Here is a 21,134-nt window from a genome sequence, read left to right on the forward strand (position 1 = left end):
TCCCGCCGATCTCAGTCGGAGAAGACGACCGGGATCGAATGGCGCACCACCACCTGGATCTGCCCGGAGGCGAGGGGACGCCGGTCGGGGACCTCGTCGACGAGCAGGCGATAGGTCTCGCGCGGGCCGGCCGGCCCCTTCCTGAGCCTGACGATCCGCACGAGATTCTCCGTGCCGGGGGCCAGCGTCGCCAGAGGCGGGCTCGCCACCACGTCGCGCGTCGGCTCCAGCGCCTCCGGCCCGCCGCGCTCGTCCCAGCGGAACACGCGGACCTGGACCGTGACCGGGCGCTGGTCCTCGTTGCGGATATGGAGCGTCGAGGTGGCCGTTCCGCCCGTCAGCTCGAAGCCCACCGGCGCGACCCGGATCGAGGCGGCATGGCTCGTCGCCGCGGACAGGCCGAGGCAGAGGATCGCGAGAACGGCGAGGCGGGGCATGATCGCGCGCCTCACGGATAGGTGACGGTGACGGTGACGGTGTCGGTGTAGGCGCCGGCCGGCGCCACGCCCTGGCCGCCCAGGATCTGCCCGTAGACGGTGAAGTTCTGCGGCAGGCCGGTGGCCGTTCCCCCGTTCACCTGGGTGTCGGTCGTGTTGCCCCAGAGGATCGTGCGGGCGGCGTCCTGGTACAGGGAATAGGCGACCGTCGAGGTCGTCGCCGGGACCGGTCCGCGCATGAGGCGGGTCGCGATCGTGGCGGTGGGCGCCGTCCCCTGGTTCAGCCCGATCGTGAAGGGGGTGCCGGCCGTGCAGGTGACCGTCAGGACGTTCGTCGCCTGCCCGCCGGTCCCGCCGACGAGGGCGAGCGATCCGAAGGCCATGGGCGTCGCCGCGACGACGCACTGGTTGAGCACGGTCAGCGTGACGGTGAAATTCGTCGTCGCGGTCGCGGCCTGCGCGGCGGGGGCGCCGAAGGCCAGGCCCGCCAGAAGTGCGGCGCCGGCGGCGGTGATGGTGTGGAAACGCATTTCGGACCTCCCTTGACGTCTCTGCGAAGGAGCTAGCGGGGCCGCGGCGTGGGCACCGCGTAGCCGAGCTGGCGTGTCACGCCGAGTTCGGCGACCGCCTGGATCGGCTCGACGCGAAGGCCGGCGAGCTTCCAGACCTGGCCTTCGACCATGAAGGCGAACTCGAATTCGACCGGGACCGGCGAGGTGGGGAACGTGCCGCTGAGATGCATGACGTTCTGCTCGTCGAGCGTCGGCTCGCCGGTGATCGCGGGTTGCAGGACCGCCGCCGACTGCAGGTCGATCGACTGCTTGCGGAGCGGCGTGAACACCGCCGCGAGATCCGCGGCGGTGAACTGGGCGCGGAAGGGTCCGCTCCCGATGTCGCGAAGCACCGAGTAGTTGCCGGAGATATTGGCCTGGTGCAGGGCGACGAGGTGGGAGCGGACGAGGGCCGCGACGAGATTGGCGTCGTCGCGGCTTCCGACCGCCGGGCGCCCCCCGGAGGCCTCGGCCGCCGGGATGGAACCCGGCGACACGAGGAAGGCGAGGAGGACGGTGGCGAGAGCCGCGCGACGCATCGGGCTCACCAGGCGTAGGTGAGGCCGGCGCGGCCCGCGACCGTGCCGCGTTCGGTCCCGACGCCGATGCCGCCGTTCAGGTACCAGTTGTCGGCGATCTGGCCGACCGCGCCGATCCCGAAGGCGGCGGTGTCGTCGAAATAGCCGACGCTGCCGGTGAGCGCGAAGGTCTTGTCCGCGGGAAGCGCGACGGCCCCGAGCGCCATGGCGATGGCGATGCCGTCCGACTGGCGGTCGAACTTGCGGTCCATCCGGGCCAGCTGGCCCTCGATCGCTGTCACGCCGGAGAAGAAGTCCGACAGGGGCAGCGAGGCGAGGTTGCCGGCCGCGTCCGTGGTGACGACGTCGAGCGGTCCGCTCTGGGCCGCCCGGCTCGCGTCCGAGGTCACGCCCGGCATGGTGTAGGTGTTCGACGCCGTGCCGAAGACCATTTGGTTGGCGCGCGTGGCGCTCGCCCCCGCCCCGAAGGCCGAGGAATTGTCGAACCCGGCCGAAGCGCCCGCGCCGAAGGCGGAGGAGCCGGCGCCGAGCGCCGAGGCGCCGGACCCGTAGGCCGAGGCATTGGCGCCGGAGGCGACAGAGCCGCCGCCGATCGCCACGGTCTCCGTTCCCGTCGCCCGCGCCGGGCCCCTTGCGGTGTTGACCGAGACGAAGGCGAGGCTGCCGTCCGGATTGAACGCGCCGACCTGGTTCTGCAGGGCCGTCACGCTGTCGTCGAGGGCGGCGAAGGCCGAGCCGGCATCGGTGAAGCCGGTTCCGCCGATCGAGTAGGACGGCGCGGCGAGCGTGCCGTCCGCCGCGACCGAAGCGCCGCCGCCGAGCGCCGAGGCGATGCTCGTCGTGGTGGCGAAGGCCTGGTTGCCCGTCACCGCGTCGGTCGAGCCCGCCGCGACCGTTCCGTCCGAAAGGCCGGTGACGAGGCGCGTCGAGCCGTCCGCCTGGTTGAACTCCACCGCATCGCCGTCGGTCGTGGCGCCGACCGTCAGGTTCTCGCCGGCCGCAGCCTGCCGGACGAGGCCGACCTGACCGGTGTTGATCTGGGTGGAGAGGTCGACGATCGCGGTGGTGTTGGCGGTCGTGCGGCCGTCGAGATTGCCGATGGCGTCGCCCACATTGGTCGCCGTCACCGTGCCGCCGGCCAGCGAATAGCTGGGTCCGGTGAAGGCGCCGGTGGCCGGATCGAAGGACGCGCCGCCGCCCAGGGCGTCCGCCGTCGCGGCGAGGCCCGTATTGGTGGCGAAGAGCTGGTCGCCGTTGACCGCGTCGGTGGAGCCCGCCGCGACCGAGCCGCCCCCGACGCCCGTGAGGACGCGCGGGCCGTCGGTGCCGGCGAAGTTCACCAGCGTGCCGCCCGTGGCCGCCGCGACCGTGACCACGCCGTCCGCGCCCTGCTGGACGAGGCCGATCGTGCCCGAGCCGATCTGGCCGGCGAGGGTCGTGGTGCGGGTGTCGAGGTTGGCGATGGCGCCGCCGACCGTCGTCTCCGTCACCGCACCGCCGTCGAGGACGAAGCTCGGCGGTGTGAAGGTGCCGGTCGCCGGATCGTAGGCCGCACCGGCGCCGAAGAGGGCGGCGGTGTTGGTCAGACCCGTCTCGACCGTTCCGACCGCCTCGTTGGTGGCGAAGAGCTGCGCGCCCGTCACCGCGTCGGTCGAGCTGGCCGAGAGGTCGCCGTCGGCGACGCCGGTCAGGACGCGGGCGGAGCCGTCCAACTGCGTGAACTCGACCGCGTCGCCGTCGGTCGTGGCGCCGACCGTGATGTTGGCACCCGGCCCAGCCTGCTGGACGAGGCCGATCGTGCCCCCGCCGATCTGCAGCTCCAGATCGAGGATGTTATCGGTGTTGATGGTGACCTGATCGTCGAGCGCGGTCAGCGCCGCCCCGACATTGGTGCGAACCGCGCCCTGGATCAGATAGGCGGGCGGGCTGAAGATGCCGGTGACCGGATCGTAGGACGCGCCGCCGCCGAGGGCGCCGGCCGTCACCGAGAGACCGGTTCCCAGGGTGCCCACCACCGTGTTGGTGGCGAAGAGCTGAGCGCCGGTCACGGCATCGACCGAGGTCTCGGTGAGGGCGCCGTCGGCGATGCCGGTGAGGACGCGCACGTCGCCATCGACATTGGCGAAGCCGACGACCGCTCCGCCGACCGTTCCGCCGACCTCCAGGGCGCCGCCGGGAACAAGCTGGCGGACGAGACCGACCGCGCCGGTCTCGATGTTGGTGACCAGCTCGGTGATGTTGGTGGTGTTCTCGAGGGTTCGTCCGTCGAGATTGCCGAGGGCGTCTCCGACATTGTCGAAGGTCTCGGTGCCGATGCCGCTGGCGGCGTTGAGCACGAAGGCCGGAGCGGTCAGGACGCCGGTGATCGGATCGAGGGCCGCTCCGCCGCCGATCGCATCGACAGCGCCAGCCAGACCGGTGCCGACCGCGTCGACCAGTTCGTTGGTGGCGAAGAGCTGGGCGCCGGTCACCGCATCGACGGAGGTCTCGGAGAGAGCGCCGTCGGCGATACCGGTGAGGACGCGCACGTCGCCGTCGACATTGGCGAAGTCGACGACCGTCCCGCCGACCGTCCCGCCGACCTCCAGGGCGCCGCCCGGGACGAGCTGGCGGACGAGGCCGACCGCGCCGGTCTCGATGTTGGTGACCAGCTCGGTGATGTTGGTGGTGTTCTCGAGGGTGCGCCCGTCGAGGTTGCCGAGGGCGTCTCCGACATTGTCGAAGGTTTCGACGCCGATGCCGCTGGCGGCGTTGAGCACGAAGGCCGGGGCGGTCAGGACGCCGGTGATCGGATCGAGGGCCGCTCCGCCGCCGATCGCATCGACCGTACCGGCCAGACCGGTGCCGATCGTATCGACCAGTTCGTTGGTGGCGAAGAGCTGTGCGCCGGTGACCGCATCGACGGAGGTCTCGGTGAGGGCGCCGTCGGCGATGCCGGTGAGCGTGCGTACGCCGAGGGAGCCGGCAACGTCGATCGTATCCCCCGCTGCGGTTGCGCCGATCGTGATGGGGCCGCCCGGAATGAGCTGCTGGACGAGGCCGACGGTGCCTTGGGTCAGGTTGGTAATGTCGGTGGTGTTGGTGGAGACCTGTCCGTCGAGGGCGGTCAGCGCGGCGCCGACCGTCGGGCGCGCAACGCCCTGGACGAGGAAGGAGGGCGGCGAGAAGACGCCGGTAGCCGGATCGTAGGAGGCCCCGCCGCCGAGCGCGCCGGCCGTGCTGCCGACCGCGTCCGCGACCGAGGTGAGCTGCGCGACGTTGACCGCGTCGCCGACCGCAGTGCCGGCGGCAAGGCCGGTCAGCGTGCGCCCGCCGACATTGAGTTCGCCGGTGCTGGTCTGGCCCGCGCCGACGCCGATGGCCGTGTAGCCGACCTCAGCGCCGCGCGTCGTCGCAGAACCCGCGCCGAGCGCGATCGAGTTCGCCTGGGTGACGGTGGCACCGGCGCCCAGCGCGAGGCTGCCGACGCCGCCGACCGTCGCTCCCGCGCCGAGCGCGACGCCGCCGGTCGCGCCGGCCGCGACCTCCGCCGTATCGCCGAACGCGATGGCGCCGGTTGCCGCCGCACCGACTTCGGCATCGACGCCGAGCGCGATCGCGCCGGCCGAGCCCAAGCCGGTCTGCGCATTGTCGCCGAAGGCGATGGAATCGACCGTGCGGGCGATCGCCGGTGCGCCGGTCCCGCTGCCGAGGCCGGCGATCTGGTTGCCGCCGATGGAGATGCCCTGCGTGCCGTCGAGCTGGAAGCTGTCGGCGAGGATGTTGCAGTCGGCGCCGGGGCCGAGAAGCTGGTTGTTGGTGTCGAGAACCTGCAGCCCGAGCGGCGCGCCGGCGGCGACGCCGCCGAGGATGGAGCTGACGTTCAGGTTCAGGGCTGGGACCGTAAGGAGGCCCGGAAGCGGAAGGATGGGGAGAGCGCCGGCGGTGAGGCCGTTGACGATCGCGCCGACATTCCCGACCAGCGGATCGACGGTGGCTTCGATCGGATTGACGACGGCCTGCAGCAGCGGAACGAGACGATCGCGCAGGACCGACTCGTTCAGCGAGAGCCCTGTGCAGAGATCCACGAGCTGCGCCTGAGCCCTGGTCCCCGGCATGCCGGGCATCGCAGTCGAGCCCATCAGGCCCATGATCGCGAGACTTCCGGCAAGGCCCGTCGAGGCGGTGAGACGCGCGGTGCGCCGCGCCAGCCCCCGAACCCCCTCGAATGTCCCGCTGGAACGCGCGGCCGGCGAAGCAGGCGCCCCCGCGCCCCCCGTCACCGCCGATGGACGATTGTTCACGATCTGCATCATTGATCCCCCGTGACCAGTCGCACCGGGCAAGACAGGCTCGAAGGGGACGGCTTGACGACACGACCCAACAACGCGAATGCCCGGTCTCACGACTTTCGCCGAGGAGGCTATGTCTTCGCCACAATCCCAACATAGAGCATCCCGGACACAGCAAATCCGGGCGGACCGAAACGAATATTTCCGTTCGAAGGACCGATATCCGATCTCGAAGAATCGATATTCGAGTATAGAGAATTCTTATTTTCTATAGGAATATGGGTCGTTCAGTTTAGCGCCAGCCAGCGTCTTGCGAACCGCGGCAATACTCCGATATCTCGGAACCCGAGTTGCAAAACGCATGGATCGGCGATGCCTCTGTCCTGTGTCGAGCGGGTGCCCTACGGTCGTGTCCGTGCCGACGAGCCGGACATCGACCCTCTCACGGGTCTGCCGCGGGCCGACGCGCTGGCGCGCTGGATCCGCGACGCCGGCCAGCCGCTCGCCCTCATCCTGTTCGATCTCGACGGGCTTCGGCGCGTGAACCGGTCCTACGGCTACGCGGCCGGCGACCGGATGCTCGTCTCCACGGCCGAGCGGCTGACCCGCATCGCGCGCTCCGAGGCCAGGGTCGCGCGGCTGGAAGGAGATCGCTTCGGCGTCCTCGTGATGGACGCGGAGGATCTGGCGGACGTGTCCGGACTGATCGAGCGGGCCTTCTCCGTCCTGGCCGTGCCGCGCCAGCGCGAGGGGGAGGAGCTTTCGATCGGCGTCAGCGCCGGGGTGGCGCTCATGCCCTGGCACGCGGCCACCGCCTCCGGTCTTCTCGTCTGCGCCGACCTCGCGCTGGCCGAAGCCAAGCGCCTCGGCGGCGGTTGCTGCCGCCTCTTCGAGGAGAGCATGCGGCCGGCCCGGCCGATGACCGCCAGCGTCCGCGAGGAGCTGGCGCGCGCCTGCCGCGAGGGCGAGTGGGAGCTGCACTACCAGCCGCAGGTGCGCGAGCCCGACGGCGGTCTCGACGGGCTGGAGGCGCTTCTGCGCTGGCGCCACCCCACGCGAGGTCTCCTGACGCCGGCCCGCTTCCTGCCCGACCTGGAGCGGGACGAGACGGCCGACGAGGTGGGGCGATGGGTCGTCGAGCGCTGCTGCCGCGACCTGACGAACTGGCGCCGCGCGGGCCTGACGGTTCCGCGCGTGGCGATCAATCTCTTCGCGAACGGCGCCGGGCACGCGACGCTGCGCGCCGACGTGGCGGCCGCGCTCTCGGCGAACGGGCTTCGGCCGCAGGATCTGGAACTGGAGATCACCGAGGGCGTGGCGCTCGGCCGGCACAGCGCGCTGCTGGACGATCTCCGGCTCCTGCACGCGGCGGGCTTGCACATCGCGCTCGACGATTTCGGAACGGGCTTCGCATGTCTCGCCACGCTGCGGGAGCTGCCGATCACATGCCTGAAAATTGATAGGTCCTTCGTCCGGGACCTTCGACCCGGCTCCACCGACCGCGCCGTCGTGCGGGCCGTTCTCGCGCTGGGCCGCGATCTCGGCCTCCGCGTGGTGGCAGAGGGGGTCGAGACCCCCCGTCAGGTTGCGCGTCTGACCCGGATGGGATGCCGCATCTTCCAGGGCTTCGGGTACGCCGCGCCCCTTGACGCAGAGGCAATCGGCAGGCTTCTCGCGCAGGGTCACCGGTTCGCGATCTTGGCGGAACGCAACTCTAGGGCGGTGTCCGGAACGGCCGATCTATCCTTAAAGTCTGCGATGAATGCACAAATGTAAGCTTGCCGGACTGTCGGCTATTCGACATTCGGTTGCGGTCAATCGATTACATTATATGTTGATAGATGGGCTTAGCCGCTTTTATCAATCATAGATTGCATGATGGGGCGATGTCGGCGGAGAGCTAGAAATCGACCCGATCGTCACTGGGGCACCGGTCGCTTATCAGGGGTTGTGGGATGGGACGTCATTATCCGACACGAGGCAATTTCGAACACCGGCCGCTCTATGAGGAACTCGCCGAGGAGTTCTGCCGCCGGATCACCGTCGGCCGCTGGCCGGTCGGGCGGCCGCTGAAGACGGAAGCGATGATCGCCGCCGAGCTCGGCGTCAGTCTGGGAACCGTACGCCGGGCCTTCGACCGCCTCGAGGGAATGAACCTGATCGACCGCACGCCCGGACGCGGAACGATCGTCCGCGAGCTCGACTGCGAGCGTCGCCTCGCCTCGCTCACCAACGTGGTGGACCTGGAGGGCGCGCCGGTGAACGGCGACATCCAGATCGTCGGCGCGCAGCGCGTGAAGGCCGACGAATGCGTCGCCACCGAGCTCGAGCTCGATCTCGGCGCGCCGGTCGTCCGCATCGAGCGGACCCGCAGCCATCTCGGCCGCGTCTTCTCGGCGGAGACGGCCTACCAGATCGCGCCGGACGGCGAGGTTCCGACGGACGAGACCCTCTGGGCCTCGACCCGCAACTTCATCGTGGGCGCCTCCATCGCGGTGAAGCGCAAGGAGGAGGTGCGGGTCGTCGGCCAGCCGGACACGGCGCGGACCGCTTCCTTCGAGAGCCGCACCGATCCGGTGCTGGTGGTGCATCGCACGCTGCTCGCCTTTGACGACGCTCCGCTGGAGTTCTGCGTCGCCCACTGCCAGCTCGGCAGCGATCTGCGCTACCGGATCTGCTGACGGGACGAAGCGCCGTCTTTCGCGGCGCGTCGTCCGGCGTCCTCGCTTCCCCAGCCGGGCCGGCTGATCGGCCCTCCAGCATCGGCCCCACGGCATCGGCCCGAAAATCGGGATCGATGTTCGGACGGCCTGATGCGCAGATCCAAAGAGATAGGGCGGACCTCGTGCGTCCAATCGGACGTCCGGCGCTCTTGCGCCTCTCAATGGTAGTAGTAGGCCTCGCCGGCGATCGCCTCCAGCTTGCGCCGATCCGTGATGCGCACGACGCCCCGGCGACTGCGGATCGCCCCCTCGCCCTCCAGAACGTGGAGGGACGTCGTCACGCTGGTGCGCTGCGCCCCCAGCATCATCGCCATGAACTCGTGGGTCAGGTGCACGTCGTCGGTGTCGAGCCGGTCGTTGCACATCAGGAGCCAGCGCGCGAGGCGGGCGACCAGCGAATGGCGCACGTTCGACACGGCGGTGAACGCCATTTGTCCCATGAAATTGTAGAGGAAGTTCTGGATCTGGACGGAGAGGTCCGGGATCTCCACGAGCGCCTCGCGAAGTCCCTCCGAGCGGATGCGATGGGCCTCGTATCCGCCGATCTGCACGACGGTCTGAACCGGCGAGCGGCGGCCGGGATGGAGGACGGAGAAGCTGGAGATGCCTTCGCGGCCGAGAATGCCGAACTCGACCAGACCGCTGACCGGCAGGTTCAGCGTGAAGGACAACACGCCGCCTTCGGGGAAATAGGCGTAGGCCGGTTGCTCCCCGGCGTCGTTCACGACCTGCTTGGTCTGCAGTTCGACCTTCTCCAGCCTGGGCAGGAGCGCGGCCAGCTGCGCCTCCCCGAGAGCGGCCAGGAGGCGGTTCCGAAACGCCGGCGGCCGGTCGTTCGAAGGCGCCGGGGGTTCGACGGATTGGTCTGGCACGACACTCTCGGCTGGATATCGACCGGATGAATCAGGTTCTGGCTGCGTGCGGCTTGTGCTCCGCGGGCGGGCCGCGGACACGTCGCCCTCCAAGCTCTTAGACGGCAAAGCGCCGGCGCTCAACGGTCCGGGCACGGGGGACGCGATTGTCCCGAGGCCGTCTCTCGCCTATGCACGAACGGCATCGGCGCGCCGAACGACGGCGATCCGAAGCGACATGGTGCCGCAGGTGCGTCGGCTGGGTCCAGCGGGGTTCGGGCATGGAATCAATTCGTCGGGCCGTTCCGCTGCTTCTCCTGTCGGCGTCCCTGGCGCTTTCGGCCTGCGCGACGCGCCCGGGCGACGCCGTGCTGAACCCCGTGGCCGAGCGCGCAGAGGACGCGCGCATCGTCGACATCCATGTGGTGACGACGCGCGAGCGCGCCTCGCCGGAGCGCAACGACTTCACGACGGGCCGGGCGGATCGCCCGAACTATGCGAGCTTCGCGGTTTCCGTTCCGCCCGACCACCGGCCGGGCCGGATCGAATGGCCGCGCGAGGGCGCCGATCCGCGCACCAGCTTCGCGGTGACCGAACAGGCGGTCCTGAGCCGGCGCGCCTTTCTCGACCGCCTCGCCGGCGCGCCGGGCCGGCCGCGCGACGTCACCGTCTTCGTGCACGGCTTCAACACCAACGTCCCGGAAGCGGTCTTCCGCGCCGCGCAGCTGGCGGTCGATTCCGGGCGGACGGAACCGACGATCCTCTTCGCCTGGCCGTCCGACGCGGTGGTGGCGGGCTATGTCGCGGACCGCGATTCGGCGGCCTTCTCGCGCGACGCGCTGGCCGACACGCTGATCGGACTCGCCGAGGCGCGGCGGATCGGGCGCATCACCCTGTTCGCCCATTCCATGGGCGGCTGGCTCGCGGTCGAGGCGGTGCGCCAGCTGCGCCTCGCCGGACGCGACGACGTGATCGCGCGGCTGGCGGTGGTGCTCGCCGCGCCCGACATCGATCTCGACCTCTTCGACCGGCAGATGGCGGTGGTCGGCCCGCTCGATCCGCCGCTGACCGTCCTGACCGCGCCCGACGACCGCGCGCTGCTCGTCTCCGGCCGGCTCGGGGGCATGCGCGAGCGCGTCGGGGCGCTGGATGCGCGCGATCCGCGCGCGGGACGGCTGGCGCAGGAGCGGGGGCTCGCGATCGTCGACATCTCGCAGGTCCGCTCGCTCGACCCGCTGAACCACGACCGCTTCGTGGCGCTGGCCTCCATGGCCGGCGAGATCGAGGGTGGGGCGGGCGGCCTGCGACGGGCGGGCGCCTTCGTCTTCGACGCGGTCGGCGCGGCCATCTCCAGCCCCTTCACCCTCGTCGGCGGGGCGCTGGCCGGTGAGTAGCGCGCAACCCTCGAACGCCCCGCCGCCTGCCGGGCCGGAGGGCGTCTGAGATGTCGAGCGGGTTCTCCGCCCTCGCGGCCCTGGCGCTGATGGCGGTGCATCTCCTCGCCGCGCGCGAGCCGCTGCGCAGCTTCGCCCACGGGCGCCGCCTGTCCTTCGCGGGCGGGGCGGCGGCGGCCTACGTCTTTCTCTACATCCTCCCGATCATCAACCGGATGGCATCGGAGGTGCCGGGGGAGGACGCGCGCTGGGCGGACGGGGAATGGATCTTCGTCGCGACGCTGGCGGGCACCTGCCTCTACCACGCGGCACAGGTCTACGGCCGGCACAAGGAAGCCGACAGCGGGCCGCTGCGCACCCTGCGGCAGCGGCTGAACCTTGCCGCCTTCGCGCTCTACAACCTCCTCATCGGCGCGCTGCTCGTGCTCAAGCCCTACGCCAACGGCGTGGACGCGCTCGTCCACCAGATGGCGCTGGGGCTGCATTTCGCGGTTCTGGGCGTGACGCTGCGGGAGCGCGATCGCGACGGCTACGACCGGTTCGGCCGGTGGGTGATGGTCGCTTCGGTCGCGGCCGGCTGGGCGATCGGCACGCTCGACCTGTTGCCGACGAGCGTGATGGGGCTGGCCTTCGCCTTTCTGGCGGGCGGCATGATCCTGAACGTCCTGAAGGAGGAGATGTCCCAGCTCGACGATGCCGGGCCGCTGCCCTTCCTCGCCGGCGCTGCGAGCTTCGCGGTCCTGTTCCTCGCGGCGCGGGGTGTCAGCCTCTAGATGGGCGGGGGGCGTGTCCGCCCCCCGCCGCATGTCGGGTCAGAAGGACGGGACGACCGAGCCCTTGAAGGTCTCGTCGACGAAGGCGCGCACCTCCGGCGAGCGATAGGTCTCGACCAGGGTGGAGACCCAGGGCGCATCGGCGTCCTCGCCACGAACCGCGATGACGTTCACATAGGGGCCGTCGGCCGCCTCGCGGGCGATCGCGTCCTCCTGTGGGTCGAGGTCGGCCTCCAGCGCGTAGTTCGTGTTGATCGCGGCCGCGTCGACGTCGGCGAGCGAGCGCGGAAGCTGCGCGGCGTCGAGCTCGACGATGCGCAGGTTCTTCTCGTTGGTCTCGATGTCGAGCGGCGTGGCGCGAAGGCCCGCGCCGTCGGCGACGCCGATCAGGCCGAGCGTTTCCAGGAGCAGGAGCGCGCGGCCGCCATTCGTCGGGTCGTTCGGGATCGCGATCGTCGCGCCGTCCGCCAGCTCGTCGAGCGAGGCGACCTTCTGCGAATAGACGCCCATCGGGTAGTTCACCGTCTGGCCGACCGAGACGAGGTCGTAGCCGCGATCGGCGACCTGATTGTCGAGATAGGGCTGGTGCTGGAAGGAGTTGGCGTCGAGCTCGCCGTCCGCCAGCGCCTGGTTCGGCACGACGTAGTCGGAGAACTCCAGGATCTCCAGCTCGATGCCCTGGGGCTCGAGCAGCTCCTTCACCTTCTCCATGATCTGGGCGTGGGGTCCGGGGGTGACGCCGATGCGGATGTCCTCGGCCAGCGCATGGCCGGCGGACAGCGCCGCGAAGGCGGAGGCGAGGAGAGCGGTCTTCAGACGCATGACAGGTCCTTTGCGTGGAGGGGTGGGATCAGGAGCGGCGCGCGCGCTTGTCGAAGCGGCGGGCCAGGAGGTCGCCGGCGGACTGGACCGCCTGGACGAGGACGATGAGGACGAGCACCACGGCCAGCATCATCTCCGGCATGAAGCGCTGGTAACCGTAGCGGATGCCGAGATCGCCGAGCCCGCCGCCGCCGACCGCCCCGACCATGGCCGAATAGCCGATCAGCGAGACGATGGTGAGCGTGACGCCGAGCGTGATCGAGGGACGCGCCTCGGGCACCAGCACCTTCCAGACGATCTGCACCGGGCTCGCCCCCATGGCGCGCGCCGCTTCCACGAGGCCCGGATCGACCTCGCGGATGGCCGATTCGACGAGACGCGCGACGAAGGGGACGGTCGCGACCGTCAGGGGCACGATCGCCGCCGTCGTCCCGATTGAGGTGCCGGTGACGAGGCGCGTGAACGGAATGATGGCGACGACGAGGATGATGAAGGGCGTGGAGCGCAGCGCGTTGACAACGAGGCCGAGCACGCGGTTGACCATGGGCGCGGCGAAGAGCTCGCCCTTGCCGGAGGTGGCGAGGAAGATGCCGAGCGGGGCGCCGAGAAGGATGCCGATGGCGGCCGAGACGGCGACCATGAACAGGGTGTCGAGCGTCGCCGCCCAGATCAGCCACATCATGTTAGCGGACATAGCCGAGCACCTCCGTGCGCAGGTTCCGTGCCTCCACGAAGCGGCGCGCCTCGTCGAGGCGCCTGGCGTCCAGCGAGACGACCAGCGTGCCGAAGGGCCGCTCGTCGATCTCCTCCACCGCGCCGGCGAGGATGTTGACCGGCAGGTCGAGCGTGCGGCCAAGATCGTAGAGGATCGGGTCGGTCGCCGTCGGCCCGGTGAAGACGATCTCCATCACCGCCTCGCGCGCCTCGCCCGGGTCCATGGTCATGCGCTCGCGCAGGAAGGCGGGCAGGCGCACCCCGGTGACGCCTTCCAGGAAAGTGCGCGTGACAGGGTTCTGCGGCCGGGAGAAGACGGAATAGGTGTCGCCCTCCTCGACGATCCTCCCGCCGTCCATGACCGCGACGCGGGTCGCGATCTCGCGCACCACATGCATCTCGTGGGTGATAAGGATGACCGTGAGGCCCAGCTCGCGGTTGACGGTCTTGAGCAACGCCAGGACCTGGCGCGTCGTGTCCGGGTCGAGCGCGGAGGTCGCCTCGTCGGAGAGGAGCACGCGGGGCTCGGTGGCGAGCGCGCGCGCGATGCCGACGCGCTGCTTCTGCCCGCCGGAAAGCTCGGCCGGATAGTTGCGCGCCTTGTCCTTCAAGCCGACGAGCTCGAGGAGCGGCGTCACGCGGCGCTGGATCTCGGCGCGGGAAACGCCCGCGATCTCCAGCGGCAGCGCGACATTGTCAAAGGCGGTGCGCGAGGAGAGGAGGTTGAAGTGCTGGAAGATCATGCCGACGCGGCGGCGCAGCTCGCGCAAGGGGCGCTCGCCGAGGCTGGAAACCTCCACGCCGTCGACCACGACGCGGCCCTCGCTCGGGCGCTCCAGCCCGTTGACGAGGCGCACCAGGGTGGATTTGCCGGCACCCGAACGGCCGATGATGCCGGTGATCGAGCCCTGCGGGACCGACAGATCGACGTTTCGGATCGCGGCGAAGGGCTCGCCGCCCTTGGGCGCGGCGAAGCGTTTGGTGACGTTCTCGAAGCGCACGATCGACGGCGGCGCTGACACGTCGCCCGACACCGGCTCGCTCTGGCTCTGGCTCAACTGAAAAACCTCAAGGTCCTGTCCGAAGACCCCGGACCTCCAATCCTCGTCTTCCATTTAGGCCCGCTTGTCGCCGCTCGGCCGGCCGAGCGCAAGGATCGGCGGCGCGCGCCGCCGGGCCGCGTTGGAAAAATATTCCGCGATCGAGCCGGATCAAGACGGGAGGGGAGTCGTGCTGGCGCGAGAGGCTCGGCGCGGGCAGGTTCAGCGCGCCCGAGCCGGTCGCAGATCGATCTCGGCCGGCTCCGCCCTGGCGGGACCGCCTCGCGCTCGATCGATTGTCGGCTTAGCTGTCGGGCTTCCCTGAACATTCAGGGGAATTGGTGCCCAGGAAAGGACTCGAACCTTCACGCCTCGCGGCACACGGACCTGAACCGTGCGCGTCTACCAATTCCGCCACCTGGGCACGGGGCGGACGTTTAGGGGCGCGGCGCGCGCCTGTCAACGACGTTCGCGCGCCAATCGCAAAGCGTGCCTGATAGCCGGATGGCGACCGTGACTCGCATGCCGCACCGGCGCGGCGGCCGGCAGGACGCGCGGCGCGCGTGCGTCACTCAAATGTTCGCTCCGCTTCCTATATGGTGGCCGCAGCCTGTCTTCCCCGAAAGTCGATTCCCCGTGCAGCCCATCCTCACATTGTCCGGCCTGTCGAAGGTCTATTCGACCGGCTACGAGGCGCTCAAAAGCGTCGACCTGACGATCGCCAAGGGCGAGATCTTCGCGCTTCTCGGCCCCAACGGCGCCGGCAAGACCACGCTCATCGGCATCGTCTGCGGGCTGGTGCGGCCGAGCTCGGGCACCGTGACCGTCGGCGGGCACGACATCGAACACGACTTCCGCGCCGCCCGCACCATGATCGGCCTCGTGCCGCAGGAGCTCACGGCCGACGCCTTCGAGACCGTCTGGGCCACCGTCTCCTTCTCGCGCGGGCTCTTCGGCAAGCCGCGCGACGACGCGCATCTGGAGCGCGTGCTGAGGGACCTGTCGCTCTGGGACAAGCGCGATTCCAAGATCAACACCCTGTCCGGCGGCATGAAGCGCCGCGTCCTCATCGCCAAGGCGCTGGCGCACGAGCCCGAGCTTCTCTTCCTCGACGAGCCGACGGCGGGCGTGGACGTGGAGCTTCGGCGCGACATGTGGGCGCTCGTGAACCGGCTGCGCGAGACCGGCGTCACCATCATCCTGACCACCCACTACATCGAGGAGGCCGAGGAGATGGCGGACCGGATCGGCGTCATCGCGCGCGGCCAGTTGCTCCTCGTGGAGGAGAAGGCGCATCTGATGAAGCGGCTGGGCCGGAAGGAGCTGACGGTGGAGCTGCAGGAGCCGCTGCCCGCCATCCCGCCCGCGCTCGAGGCGCACGGGCTGACGCTCTCGACCGACGGGCTGAACCTCACCCATTCCTACGAGCTCGATTCGGGGCGCACCGGCATCACCGCGCTGTTCCGCGACCTCGACGCCGCCGGCATCCGCCTGCGCGACGTGAACACGCGCCAGTCGACGCTGGAGGAGATCTTCGTGGACCTGACCCGGGAGGCCCGCTCGTGAGCGCGTCGATGAATCTTCGGGCCGTCGCGGCCATCTACCGCTTCGAGATGAACCGCGCCTTCCGCACGCTATTCCAGTCCATCGTCTCGCCGGTGGTCTCGACCTCGCTCTATTTCGTCGTCTTCGGCGCGGCGATCGGCTCGCAGATCCCGGAGATCGACGGGGTCTCCTACGGCGCCTTCATCGTGCCGGGCCTCATCATGCTGTCGCTGCTCACGCAGTCGATCTCCAACGCCGCCTTCGCGATCTACTTCCCGAAATTCGTCGGCACGATCTACGAGGTGCTGTCGGCGCCGGTCTCCACCTTCGAGGTGGTGCTCGGCTATGTTGGGGCGGCGGCGACCAAAGCGCTGCTGCTGGCGCTCATCATTCTGGCCACGGCCACGCTCTTCGTGGACATCCGCATCGAGCACCCCGGCTTCATGCTGCTGTTCCTGGTGCTGACGGCGGTCACCTTCTCGCTCTTCGGCTTCATCATCGGCATCTGGGCCGACGGGTTCGAGCGGCTGCAGCTGGTGCCGCTCCTGATCGTCACCCCACTCGCCTTCCTCGGCGGCACCTTCTACTCGATCCGCATGCTGCCGGAGTTCTGGCAGGACGTGTCGCTGATCAACCCGGTGCTGTATCTCGTGGCGGGCCTTCGCTGGAGCTTCTACGGCACGGCCGACGTCAGCGTGACGGTCAGTCTGGCGATGACGCTGGTCTTCCTCGCGGCCTGCCTCTTCGTGGTCCACCGCATCTTCAAGACCGGCTACAGGCTGAAGCCATGAGCGAACCGTCCCCCGCCAAGCCCCGGATCGCCATCACCTACTGCACGCAGTGCTCCTGGATGCTGCGCTCGGCCTGGCTCGCGCAGGAACTGCTCTCCACCTTCGGCGCCGATCTCGGCGAGGTGGCGCTGATTCCCGGCACGGGCGGCGTGTTCGAGATCGCCTGCGACGGCACGCTCGTCTGGGAGCGCAAGGCGGACGGCGGTTTCCCCGAGGCGAAGGTGCTGAAACAGCGCATCCGCGACCGCATCGACCCCGACCGCCCGCTCGGCCACTCCGACCGCTGAACGCCAAAAGGGCCGCTCCCCGGCGGGGAACGGCCCTTCGTCATACGGTCCGTGCGTGACGCCTACTGGCGGACGTAGATCACTTCGCGGCTGGAATCGGCCACGATGTAGGGGCGGCCGTTGGCGTAGAAGTAGGAGTAGCCGCTCTGCTCGGGCAGCGGCGTCAGCGTGACGGTCGAGGGCACGACCTCCCCCGCGACGATCTCGCCTTCCAGCGTGACCTCTTCGACCGGGTTCGCGTCCACATAGGTGACGGCGGTCTGCGGGACGCCGGCCGGCGAGTAGACGACGGCGCGCGTCGAGGCGTTCACGATGACCGGGCGGTTGCCCTCCAGGTAGATGTAGGCGAGCTCGTCATTGTCCGGGATCGGCGTCAGTTCGACGGTCTCGGGAATGATCACGCCCTCGGCCAGCTCGCTTTCGAAGGCGACCGGGGCGACCGGGTTGGCGACCACGTATTCGCGGACCTCGGGCGTCACGGCCGCGGTCGCGCCGACCGCCGTGCCGATGAAGCCGCCGACGACGGCGCCGAACGGCCCGCCGACGATGGCACCGGCCGCCGCGCCGACGCCGGCGCCCGCGAGAACGCCGCCGGCCTGCTCGGTGGACGAGCGCTCCTGCGTGGTGGTGACGGTGGTCTGGGCGAGCGCCGTGCCGGCCATGCCGAGCATCGCGGTCGCAATGAGAATCGTACGCATGTGGGGTGTCCTCAAAGGTTCGTGACCCTTCGCGGCAAAGAATGCGCGGTCCCGCGACAACGTTCCCGAAGGCGGCGAAGTTTGCCCGCCCTCGGTGCGGCCCCGTTGACAGACAGGCGCCGGCCTGTTGGTTTTGGCGGCACCGAGGGGAGGATGTGGCGAGTGCCGCTTCGGGGTCGCGATGAACGAGATTGAGGCGCGTCGCCATCTGGCCGGGCGGATCCGCGCGGTCGCCTCCGGCGATTCCGCCGCGCTGCGGGACGTCTACGATCTGACCAGCGCGAAGCTCTTCGGCGTCTGCCTGCGTATCTTGCCCGACAGGGAAGAGGCGGAGGACGTTCTCCAGGACGTCTATATCACCGTGTGGAACAAGGCCGAGACCTACGAGGAAGGACGCGCGAGCCCGATCACGTGGCTCTCCACGATCGCGCGCAACCGCTCCATCGACCGCCTGCGCGCGCTCGGCTCGCGCCCGCGCGGGCAGGGGATCGAGGACGCCGCCGAAATCCGCGACGACACGCCGGACGCGCTGGACCGCCTCGAGGCGAACGAGGAGGCCGGGCGCCTGCACGACTGCCTGAAGGGCCTCGACGACCGCGCGCGCGGCGCCATCGCCTCCGCCTTCTTCGACGGACGCACCTATGAGGATCTGGCGCGCGAGCGCGCCATGCCGCTCGGCACGATGAAGAGCATCGTGCGCCGGGGCCTGATCCGGCTGAGAGGGTGCCTCGAAGCATGAGCGATCCGATCGAGACCTTTTCCGACGAGGACTTCCGGGCGGCGGACTACGTGCTCGGCACGTCGGGCCCGGCCGAGCGGATCGCGGCCGCCCGCCGCCTTCGCGACGACCCGGCCTTCCGCGCCGAGGTCGAGGCCTGGGAGGAGAGGCTGGCACCCATGGCCGCGGCCGTCGCGCCGGTCACGCCGCGGCCGGGCCTCTACGCCGCGATCGAAGCGGCGCTGCCGCGCCCGCGCCGCGCCGCGCCCGAGCGGCAGGTTGCGGCCGGCGAAGGGCTCGTCCCCGCCTTCTGGCGCTGGCTGGCGCTCGGCTCCGGGGCGCTCGCCGCCGCGAGCCTCGCCGCTCTCGCCCTCCTCGCGGTGCCCGTTCTGCAAGGTCCCGCCGACACCGCCGGAGCCGGCTTCGCCGCCACGACGATCACCAGCGACACCGACGGCTTCCCGATCTTCGCGGTCGTCCTCGATCCCGCCTCGGACACGGCGACTCTTGTGCCGATCCGGCTGGAGCCGGGACCGGGGCAGGTGCCCGAGCTCTGGATCGCGCGCGACGGCGGAGCGCCGCAATCGCTCGGCACCTTCGATCCCGACGTGCCCCTGCGCATCTCGCTGGAGCCGGGTCTGGTCTCCGGCGACCTGTCGCGGAGCCTCCTCGCCATCTCGCTGGAGCCCGAAGGCGGATCGCCGACGGGCCAGCCGACGGGGCCGGTGGTCGGGCACGGAGAGCTGAACTCGATCTGATCGCGGCGCGATGCGGCGCGCGATCGCGCGTCCCGCCGGGCGACCCGTTCCACTCGGCCGGCCGACCCTATAGAGGGGCGGGATGGCCCGCATCTTCTCCATCCTCCTGATCCTCGCCATGGCGGTGCAGATCATCCGGCCGCTCGGCCTGCCGGGGCTGCGGCGGCGCGCCGACTTCTGGAAGATCGCCGTCTTCGCGCTCGTCCTCGTCGCGGCGACGGCGATGATCCAGCCGCAATAGGCGCGGCGGGAATGAAAGATCGGCTGGATCCCGCCTTCCGGCAGACCCTCGTCGAAGCTGCCCGGGCCCTCGACGCCGCCGGCCTCGACTGGTGCGTCTTCGGCGGAGCCGCCTTCGCGCTCCATCGCTCGACGTCCGATCCGGTTCCCGACATCGACGTATGGGTTCCGCCGGACGCCGGCGAAGCTCTTTCGACGGTCGCCGGTCTTCGCGACTGCTCCGACGGCGGCACGGCGCGGTTCCGCTCGCGGCGACGCCTCGTCGGAACATTCGGTCCCGTTCCGGTCGAAATCCTCCTCGGCTTCGAGGTCCGGACGGCGGGCAGATGGGAGCCGGTCGCGATCGGCGAGCGTGCCGCGATCGCGCTGGGCGACGTGTCCATCACGGTGCCGGAGCGCACAGAGCTTGCGCGACTGTTCCGCCTCATCGGGCGGGAAAAGGACATCGCACGCGCCGACATCCTGGAGAGAGACGGATAAATCGAAGGCCACCCCTCGTTTGAAGCAGGGGCCCTTTCCATGTAGGAACCGCAATTTCCACTCAGGCGAGAGATCGGCGTTCATGGACCGGATTCGAATTCGCGGCGGCAATCCGCTGAACGGCACCATCCCGATCTCGGGCGCCAAGAACGCGGCCCTGCCGCTGATGATCGCCTCGCTGCTCACCGACGACACGCTGACGCTGGAGAACGTGCCGCATCTGGCCGATGTCGAGCAGCTGATCCGCATCCTCGGCAATCACGGCGTGGACTACGCCGTCTCCGGCAAGCGCCTCAGCCACGACCCGGCCGGCGGGCGCACCATCCACTTCACCGCCCGCACCATCGTCGACACGACCGCGCCCTACGAGCTCGTGTCCAAGATGCGCGCGAGCTTCTGGGTGATCGGCCCGCTCCTGGCGCGCTGCCACAAGGCCAAGGTCTCGCTGCCGGGCGGCTGCGCCATCGGCACGCGCCCGGTCGACCTCTTCATCGAGGGGCTTCGCGCGCTCGGCGCCGAGATCGAGATCGACGCGGGCTACATCCTCGCCGAGGCCAAGGGCGGGCTGACGGGCGCGAACTACACCTTCCCCAAGGTCTCGGTCGGCGCCACGCACGTGATGCTGATGGCCGCCTCGCTCGCCAAGGGCACGACGGTGATCGGCAACGCGGCGCGCGAGCCCGAGATCGTCGATCTCGCCGACTGCCTGAACGCGATGGGCGCGAAGATCACGGGCGCGGGCACCTCCACCATCACCATCGAGGGCGTTCCGGCCCTGTCGGGCGCGCGCCACCGCGTTCTGCCGGACCGGATCGAGACCGGCACCTACGCGATCGCGGCGGCGATGGCCGGCGGCGACGTGACGCTGACGGGCACGCGCGCCGATCTCCTGTCGGCCGCGCTCGACACGCTGCGCGCGGCCGGCGCCGACATCACCGACGTTCAGGACGGCATCCGGATCGTGCGCAACGGCGCCGGGCTCTCGGCGGTGGACATCGTCACCGATCCGTTCCCGGGCTTCCCGACCGACCTGCAGGCCCAGTTCATGGCGCTGATGACGCGGGCCGAGGGCGTCTCCTCGATCACCGAGACGATCTTCGAGAACCGCTTCATGCACGTGCAGGAGCTGGCACGGCTCGGCGCGCGGATCTCGCTCGCCGGCCAGGTGGCCAAGGTCGAGGGCGTGCCGCGCCTGGCCGGCGCGCCGGTCATGGCGACCGATCTGCGCGCCTCGGTCTCGCTGGTCATCGCCGGGCTCGTCGCCGAGGGCGAGACGACGGTCAACCGCGTCTATCACCTCGACCGGGGCTTCGAGCGGCTGGAGGAGAAGCTCGGCGCCTGCGGAGCCGAGGTGGAGCGCATCTCGGGCTGATCCCGGAGGGCTAAGGGCGGCCCCGGCCGGCGGGCCGATCGTTCGCCGCTCTTGCTTTTTGAGGCGCAAAGGCCGATCTAGGGCCCGAAATTCCGAGTGTCCCGGCACGAGGCCGTCTTCGCACGTGCCC

At 70.1% G+C, this 21,134-nt stretch carries 21 protein-coding genes and 1 tRNA gene; 12 read left to right on the forward strand and 10 right to left on the reverse strand.

Translation table 11 applies throughout. The features are described from left to right. Positions 1 to 11 precede the first annotated feature (11 nt). Genes AC6R2M_RS16900 through AC6R2M_RS16915 form a run of 4 tightly spaced genes read right to left on the reverse strand, consistent with a single transcriptional unit; the run spans position 12 to position 5,810 of the window. Complete coding sequence (locus AC6R2M_RS16900) at positions 12 to 437, reverse strand: fimbrial biogenesis chaperone (protein WP_500484163.1); 426 nt, start codon at positions 435 to 437, stop codon at positions 12 to 14. Between the two features lie 11 nt (positions 438 to 448). After that, a complete protein-coding gene (locus tag AC6R2M_RS16905) occupies positions 449 to 967 on the reverse strand; it encodes a Csu type fimbrial protein (protein ID WP_500484165.1) in 519 nt (172 codons plus the stop codon). Positions 968 to 999: 32 nt separating this feature from the next. Beyond that, positions 1,000 to 1,527, reverse strand: a complete 528-nt coding sequence (locus AC6R2M_RS16910; protein WP_500484167.1) for a hypothetical protein — start codon at positions 1,525 to 1,527, stop codon at positions 1,000 to 1,002. Positions 1,528 to 1,532: 5 nt separating this feature from the next. Further along, the gene (locus AC6R2M_RS16915; protein ID WP_500484169.1) at positions 1,533 to 5,810 is read right to left on the reverse strand and encodes a beta strand repeat-containing protein; all 4,278 of its coding nucleotides are present in this window, start codon (positions 5,808 to 5,810) and stop codon (positions 1,533 to 1,535) included. Between the two features lie 360 nt (positions 5,811 to 6,170). Here AC6R2M_RS16915 and AC6R2M_RS16920 point away from each other — a divergent pair, with 360 nt between their 5' ends. Next, positions 6,171 to 7,574, forward strand: coding sequence for a putative bifunctional diguanylate cyclase/phosphodiesterase (locus AC6R2M_RS16920; protein WP_500484171.1), 1,404 nt, complete (start codon positions 6,171 to 6,173; stop codon positions 7,572 to 7,574). Between the two features lie 179 nt (positions 7,575 to 7,753). Further along, the gene (locus tag AC6R2M_RS16925; RefSeq protein WP_500484173.1) at positions 7,754 to 8,479 is read left to right on the forward strand and encodes a GntR family transcriptional regulator; all 726 of its coding nucleotides are present in this window, start codon (positions 7,754 to 7,756) and stop codon (positions 8,477 to 8,479) included. A 200-nt stretch (positions 8,480 to 8,679) separates the two neighbouring features. On the opposite strand, the gene AC6R2M_RS16930 is transcribed toward AC6R2M_RS16925, so the two are convergent. Continuing rightward, positions 8,680 to 9,393 carry a Crp/Fnr family transcriptional regulator gene (locus tag AC6R2M_RS16930; protein ID WP_500484175.1) on the reverse strand — a complete coding sequence of 238 codons (714 nt, stop codon included), beginning with the start codon at positions 9,391 to 9,393 and terminating at the stop codon, positions 8,680 to 8,682. A gap of 260 nt (positions 9,394 to 9,653) precedes the next feature. On the opposite strand from AC6R2M_RS16930, the gene AC6R2M_RS16935 reads away from it, so the two are divergent. Then, on the forward strand, positions 9,654 to 10,766 hold the full coding sequence (locus AC6R2M_RS16935; protein WP_500484177.1) for an alpha/beta hydrolase: 1,113 nt from the start codon (positions 9,654 to 9,656) through the stop codon (positions 10,764 to 10,766). 50 nt (positions 10,767 to 10,816) lie between these two features. Beyond that, complete coding sequence (locus AC6R2M_RS16940; protein WP_500484179.1) at positions 10,817 to 11,539, forward strand: hypothetical protein; 723 nt, start codon at positions 10,817 to 10,819, stop codon at positions 11,537 to 11,539. A gap of 39 nt (positions 11,540 to 11,578) precedes the next feature. On the opposite strand, the gene AC6R2M_RS16945 is transcribed toward AC6R2M_RS16940, so the two are convergent. The 4 genes from AC6R2M_RS16945 to AC6R2M_RS16960 form a co-directional block, all read right to left on the reverse strand. Beyond that, positions 11,579 to 12,355, reverse strand: coding sequence for a MetQ/NlpA family ABC transporter substrate-binding protein (locus AC6R2M_RS16945; RefSeq protein ID WP_500487638.1), 777 nt, complete (start codon positions 12,353 to 12,355; stop codon positions 11,579 to 11,581). 34 nt (positions 12,356 to 12,389) lie between these two features. Further along, entirely contained in the window at positions 12,390 to 13,055 is a 666-nt protein-coding gene (locus tag AC6R2M_RS16950; protein ID WP_500484181.1) for a methionine ABC transporter permease, read from the reverse strand. Further along, positions 13,045 to 14,079 (reverse strand): methionine ABC transporter ATP-binding protein, encoded by a 1,035-nt coding sequence (locus AC6R2M_RS16955; protein WP_500487639.1) that lies wholly within the window; start codon positions 14,077 to 14,079, stop codon positions 13,045 to 13,047. The genes AC6R2M_RS16950 and AC6R2M_RS16955 overlap by 11 nt, the downstream gene beginning before the upstream one ends. Positions 14,080 to 14,454: 375 nt before the next feature. Next, a tRNA-Leu gene (locus AC6R2M_RS16960) sits at positions 14,455 to 14,539 on the reverse strand. Between the two features lie 212 nt (positions 14,540 to 14,751). Between AC6R2M_RS16960 and AC6R2M_RS16965 the strand changes: the two genes are divergently transcribed. Genes AC6R2M_RS16965 through AC6R2M_RS16975 form a run of 3 tightly spaced genes read left to right on the forward strand, consistent with a single transcriptional unit; the run spans position 14,752 to position 16,738 of the window. Continuing rightward, entirely contained in the window at positions 14,752 to 15,681 is a 930-nt protein-coding gene (locus AC6R2M_RS16965) for an ABC transporter ATP-binding protein (RefSeq protein WP_500484183.1), read from the forward strand. A gap of 8 nt (positions 15,682 to 15,689) precedes the next feature. Beyond that, positions 15,690 to 16,451, forward strand: a complete 762-nt coding sequence (locus AC6R2M_RS16970; protein WP_500487640.1) for an ABC transporter permease — start codon at positions 15,690 to 15,692, stop codon at positions 16,449 to 16,451. Beyond that, positions 16,448 to 16,738: an Rdx family protein gene (locus tag AC6R2M_RS16975; protein WP_500484185.1), complete on the forward strand. Its 291-nt coding sequence runs from the start codon at positions 16,448 to 16,450 to the stop codon at positions 16,736 to 16,738. Before AC6R2M_RS16970 ends, AC6R2M_RS16975 begins: the two co-directional genes overlap by 4 nt. A gap of 62 nt (positions 16,739 to 16,800) precedes the next feature. Here the strand turns inward: AC6R2M_RS16975 and AC6R2M_RS16980 are convergent, their stop codons facing one another. After that, on the reverse strand, positions 16,801 to 17,436 hold the full coding sequence (locus AC6R2M_RS16980) for a DUF1236 domain-containing protein (RefSeq protein ID WP_500484187.1): 636 nt from the start codon (positions 17,434 to 17,436) through the stop codon (positions 16,801 to 16,803). A 181-nt stretch (positions 17,437 to 17,617) separates the two neighbouring features. Between AC6R2M_RS16980 and AC6R2M_RS16985 the strand changes: the two genes are divergently transcribed. The 5 genes from AC6R2M_RS16985 to murA all read left to right on the forward strand — a co-directional run bounded on the left by AC6R2M_RS16985 (position 17,618) and on the right by murA (position 21,004). Continuing rightward, the gene (locus AC6R2M_RS16985; protein WP_500484189.1) at positions 17,618 to 18,175 is read left to right on the forward strand and encodes a sigma-70 family RNA polymerase sigma factor; all 558 of its coding nucleotides are present in this window, start codon (positions 17,618 to 17,620) and stop codon (positions 18,173 to 18,175) included. Further along, complete coding sequence (locus AC6R2M_RS16990) at positions 18,172 to 18,912, forward strand: anti-sigma factor (protein WP_500484191.1); 741 nt, start codon at positions 18,172 to 18,174, stop codon at positions 18,910 to 18,912. Before AC6R2M_RS16985 ends, AC6R2M_RS16990 begins: the two co-directional genes overlap by 4 nt. Before the next feature lie 82 nt (positions 18,913 to 18,994). Further along, positions 18,995 to 19,153 (forward strand): hypothetical protein, encoded by a 159-nt coding sequence (locus AC6R2M_RS16995; RefSeq protein ID WP_500484193.1) that lies wholly within the window; start codon positions 18,995 to 18,997, stop codon positions 19,151 to 19,153. 11 nt (positions 19,154 to 19,164) lie between these two features. After that, complete coding sequence (locus AC6R2M_RS17000) at positions 19,165 to 19,632, forward strand: hypothetical protein (protein ID WP_500484195.1); 468 nt, start codon at positions 19,165 to 19,167, stop codon at positions 19,630 to 19,632. Between the two features lie 82 nt (positions 19,633 to 19,714). Continuing rightward, positions 19,715 to 21,004, forward strand: coding sequence for a UDP-N-acetylglucosamine 1-carboxyvinyltransferase (gene murA, locus AC6R2M_RS17005; protein ID WP_500484197.1), 1,290 nt, complete (start codon positions 19,715 to 19,717; stop codon positions 21,002 to 21,004). Positions 21,005 to 21,134: the final 130 nt, after the last annotated feature.

It is taken from the genome of Aureimonas sp. CAS (assembly GCF_059838215.1).

Bases quoted from the DNA above. Each gene is read 5' to 3' on its own strand.
- AC6R2M_RS16935 (WP_500484177.1), top strand. From the start codon at position 9,654: ATGGAATCAATTCGTCGGGCCGTTCCGCTGCTTCTCCTGTCGGCGTCC.
- AC6R2M_RS16975 (WP_500484185.1), top strand. From the start codon at position 16,448: ATGAGCGAACCGTCCCCCGCCAAGCCCCGGATCGCCATCACCTACTGC.
- AC6R2M_RS16950 (WP_500484181.1), bottom strand. From the start codon at position 13,055: ATGTCCGCTAACATGATGTGGCTGATCTGGGCGGCGACGCTCGACACC.
- AC6R2M_RS16940 (WP_500484179.1), top strand. From the start codon at position 10,817: ATGTCGAGCGGGTTCTCCGCCCTCGCGGCCCTGGCGCTGATGGCGGTG.
- AC6R2M_RS17000 (WP_500484195.1), top strand. From the start codon at position 19,165: ATGAAAGATCGGCTGGATCCCGCCTTCCGGCAGACCCTCGTCGAAGCT.
- AC6R2M_RS16900 (WP_500484163.1), bottom strand. From the start codon at position 437: ATGCCCCGCCTCGCCGTTCTCGCGATCCTCTGCCTCGGCCTGTCCGCG.
- AC6R2M_RS16995 (WP_500484193.1), top strand. From the start codon at position 18,995: ATGGCCCGCATCTTCTCCATCCTCCTGATCCTCGCCATGGCGGTGCAG.
- AC6R2M_RS16990 (WP_500484191.1), top strand. From the start codon at position 18,172: ATGAGCGATCCGATCGAGACCTTTTCCGACGAGGACTTCCGGGCGGCG.
- AC6R2M_RS16980 (WP_500484187.1), bottom strand. From the start codon at position 17,436: ATGCGTACGATTCTCATTGCGACCGCGATGCTCGGCATGGCCGGCACG.
- AC6R2M_RS16970 (WP_500487640.1), top strand. From the start codon at position 15,690: ATGAATCTTCGGGCCGTCGCGGCCATCTACCGCTTCGAGATGAACCGC.
- AC6R2M_RS16985 (WP_500484189.1), top strand. From the start codon at position 17,618: ATGAACGAGATTGAGGCGCGTCGCCATCTGGCCGGGCGGATCCGCGCG.
- AC6R2M_RS16905 (WP_500484165.1), bottom strand. From the start codon at position 967: ATGCGTTTCCACACCATCACCGCCGCCGGCGCCGCACTTCTGGCGGGC.
- AC6R2M_RS16910 (WP_500484167.1), bottom strand. From the start codon at position 1,527: ATGCGTCGCGCGGCTCTCGCCACCGTCCTCCTCGCCTTCCTCGTGTCG.
- murA (WP_500484197.1), top strand. From the start codon at position 19,715: ATGGACCGGATTCGAATTCGCGGCGGCAATCCGCTGAACGGCACCATC.
- AC6R2M_RS16925 (WP_500484173.1), top strand. From the start codon at position 7,754: ATGGGACGTCATTATCCGACACGAGGCAATTTCGAACACCGGCCGCTC.
- AC6R2M_RS16920 (WP_500484171.1), top strand. From the start codon at position 6,171: ATGCCTCTGTCCTGTGTCGAGCGGGTGCCCTACGGTCGTGTCCGTGCC.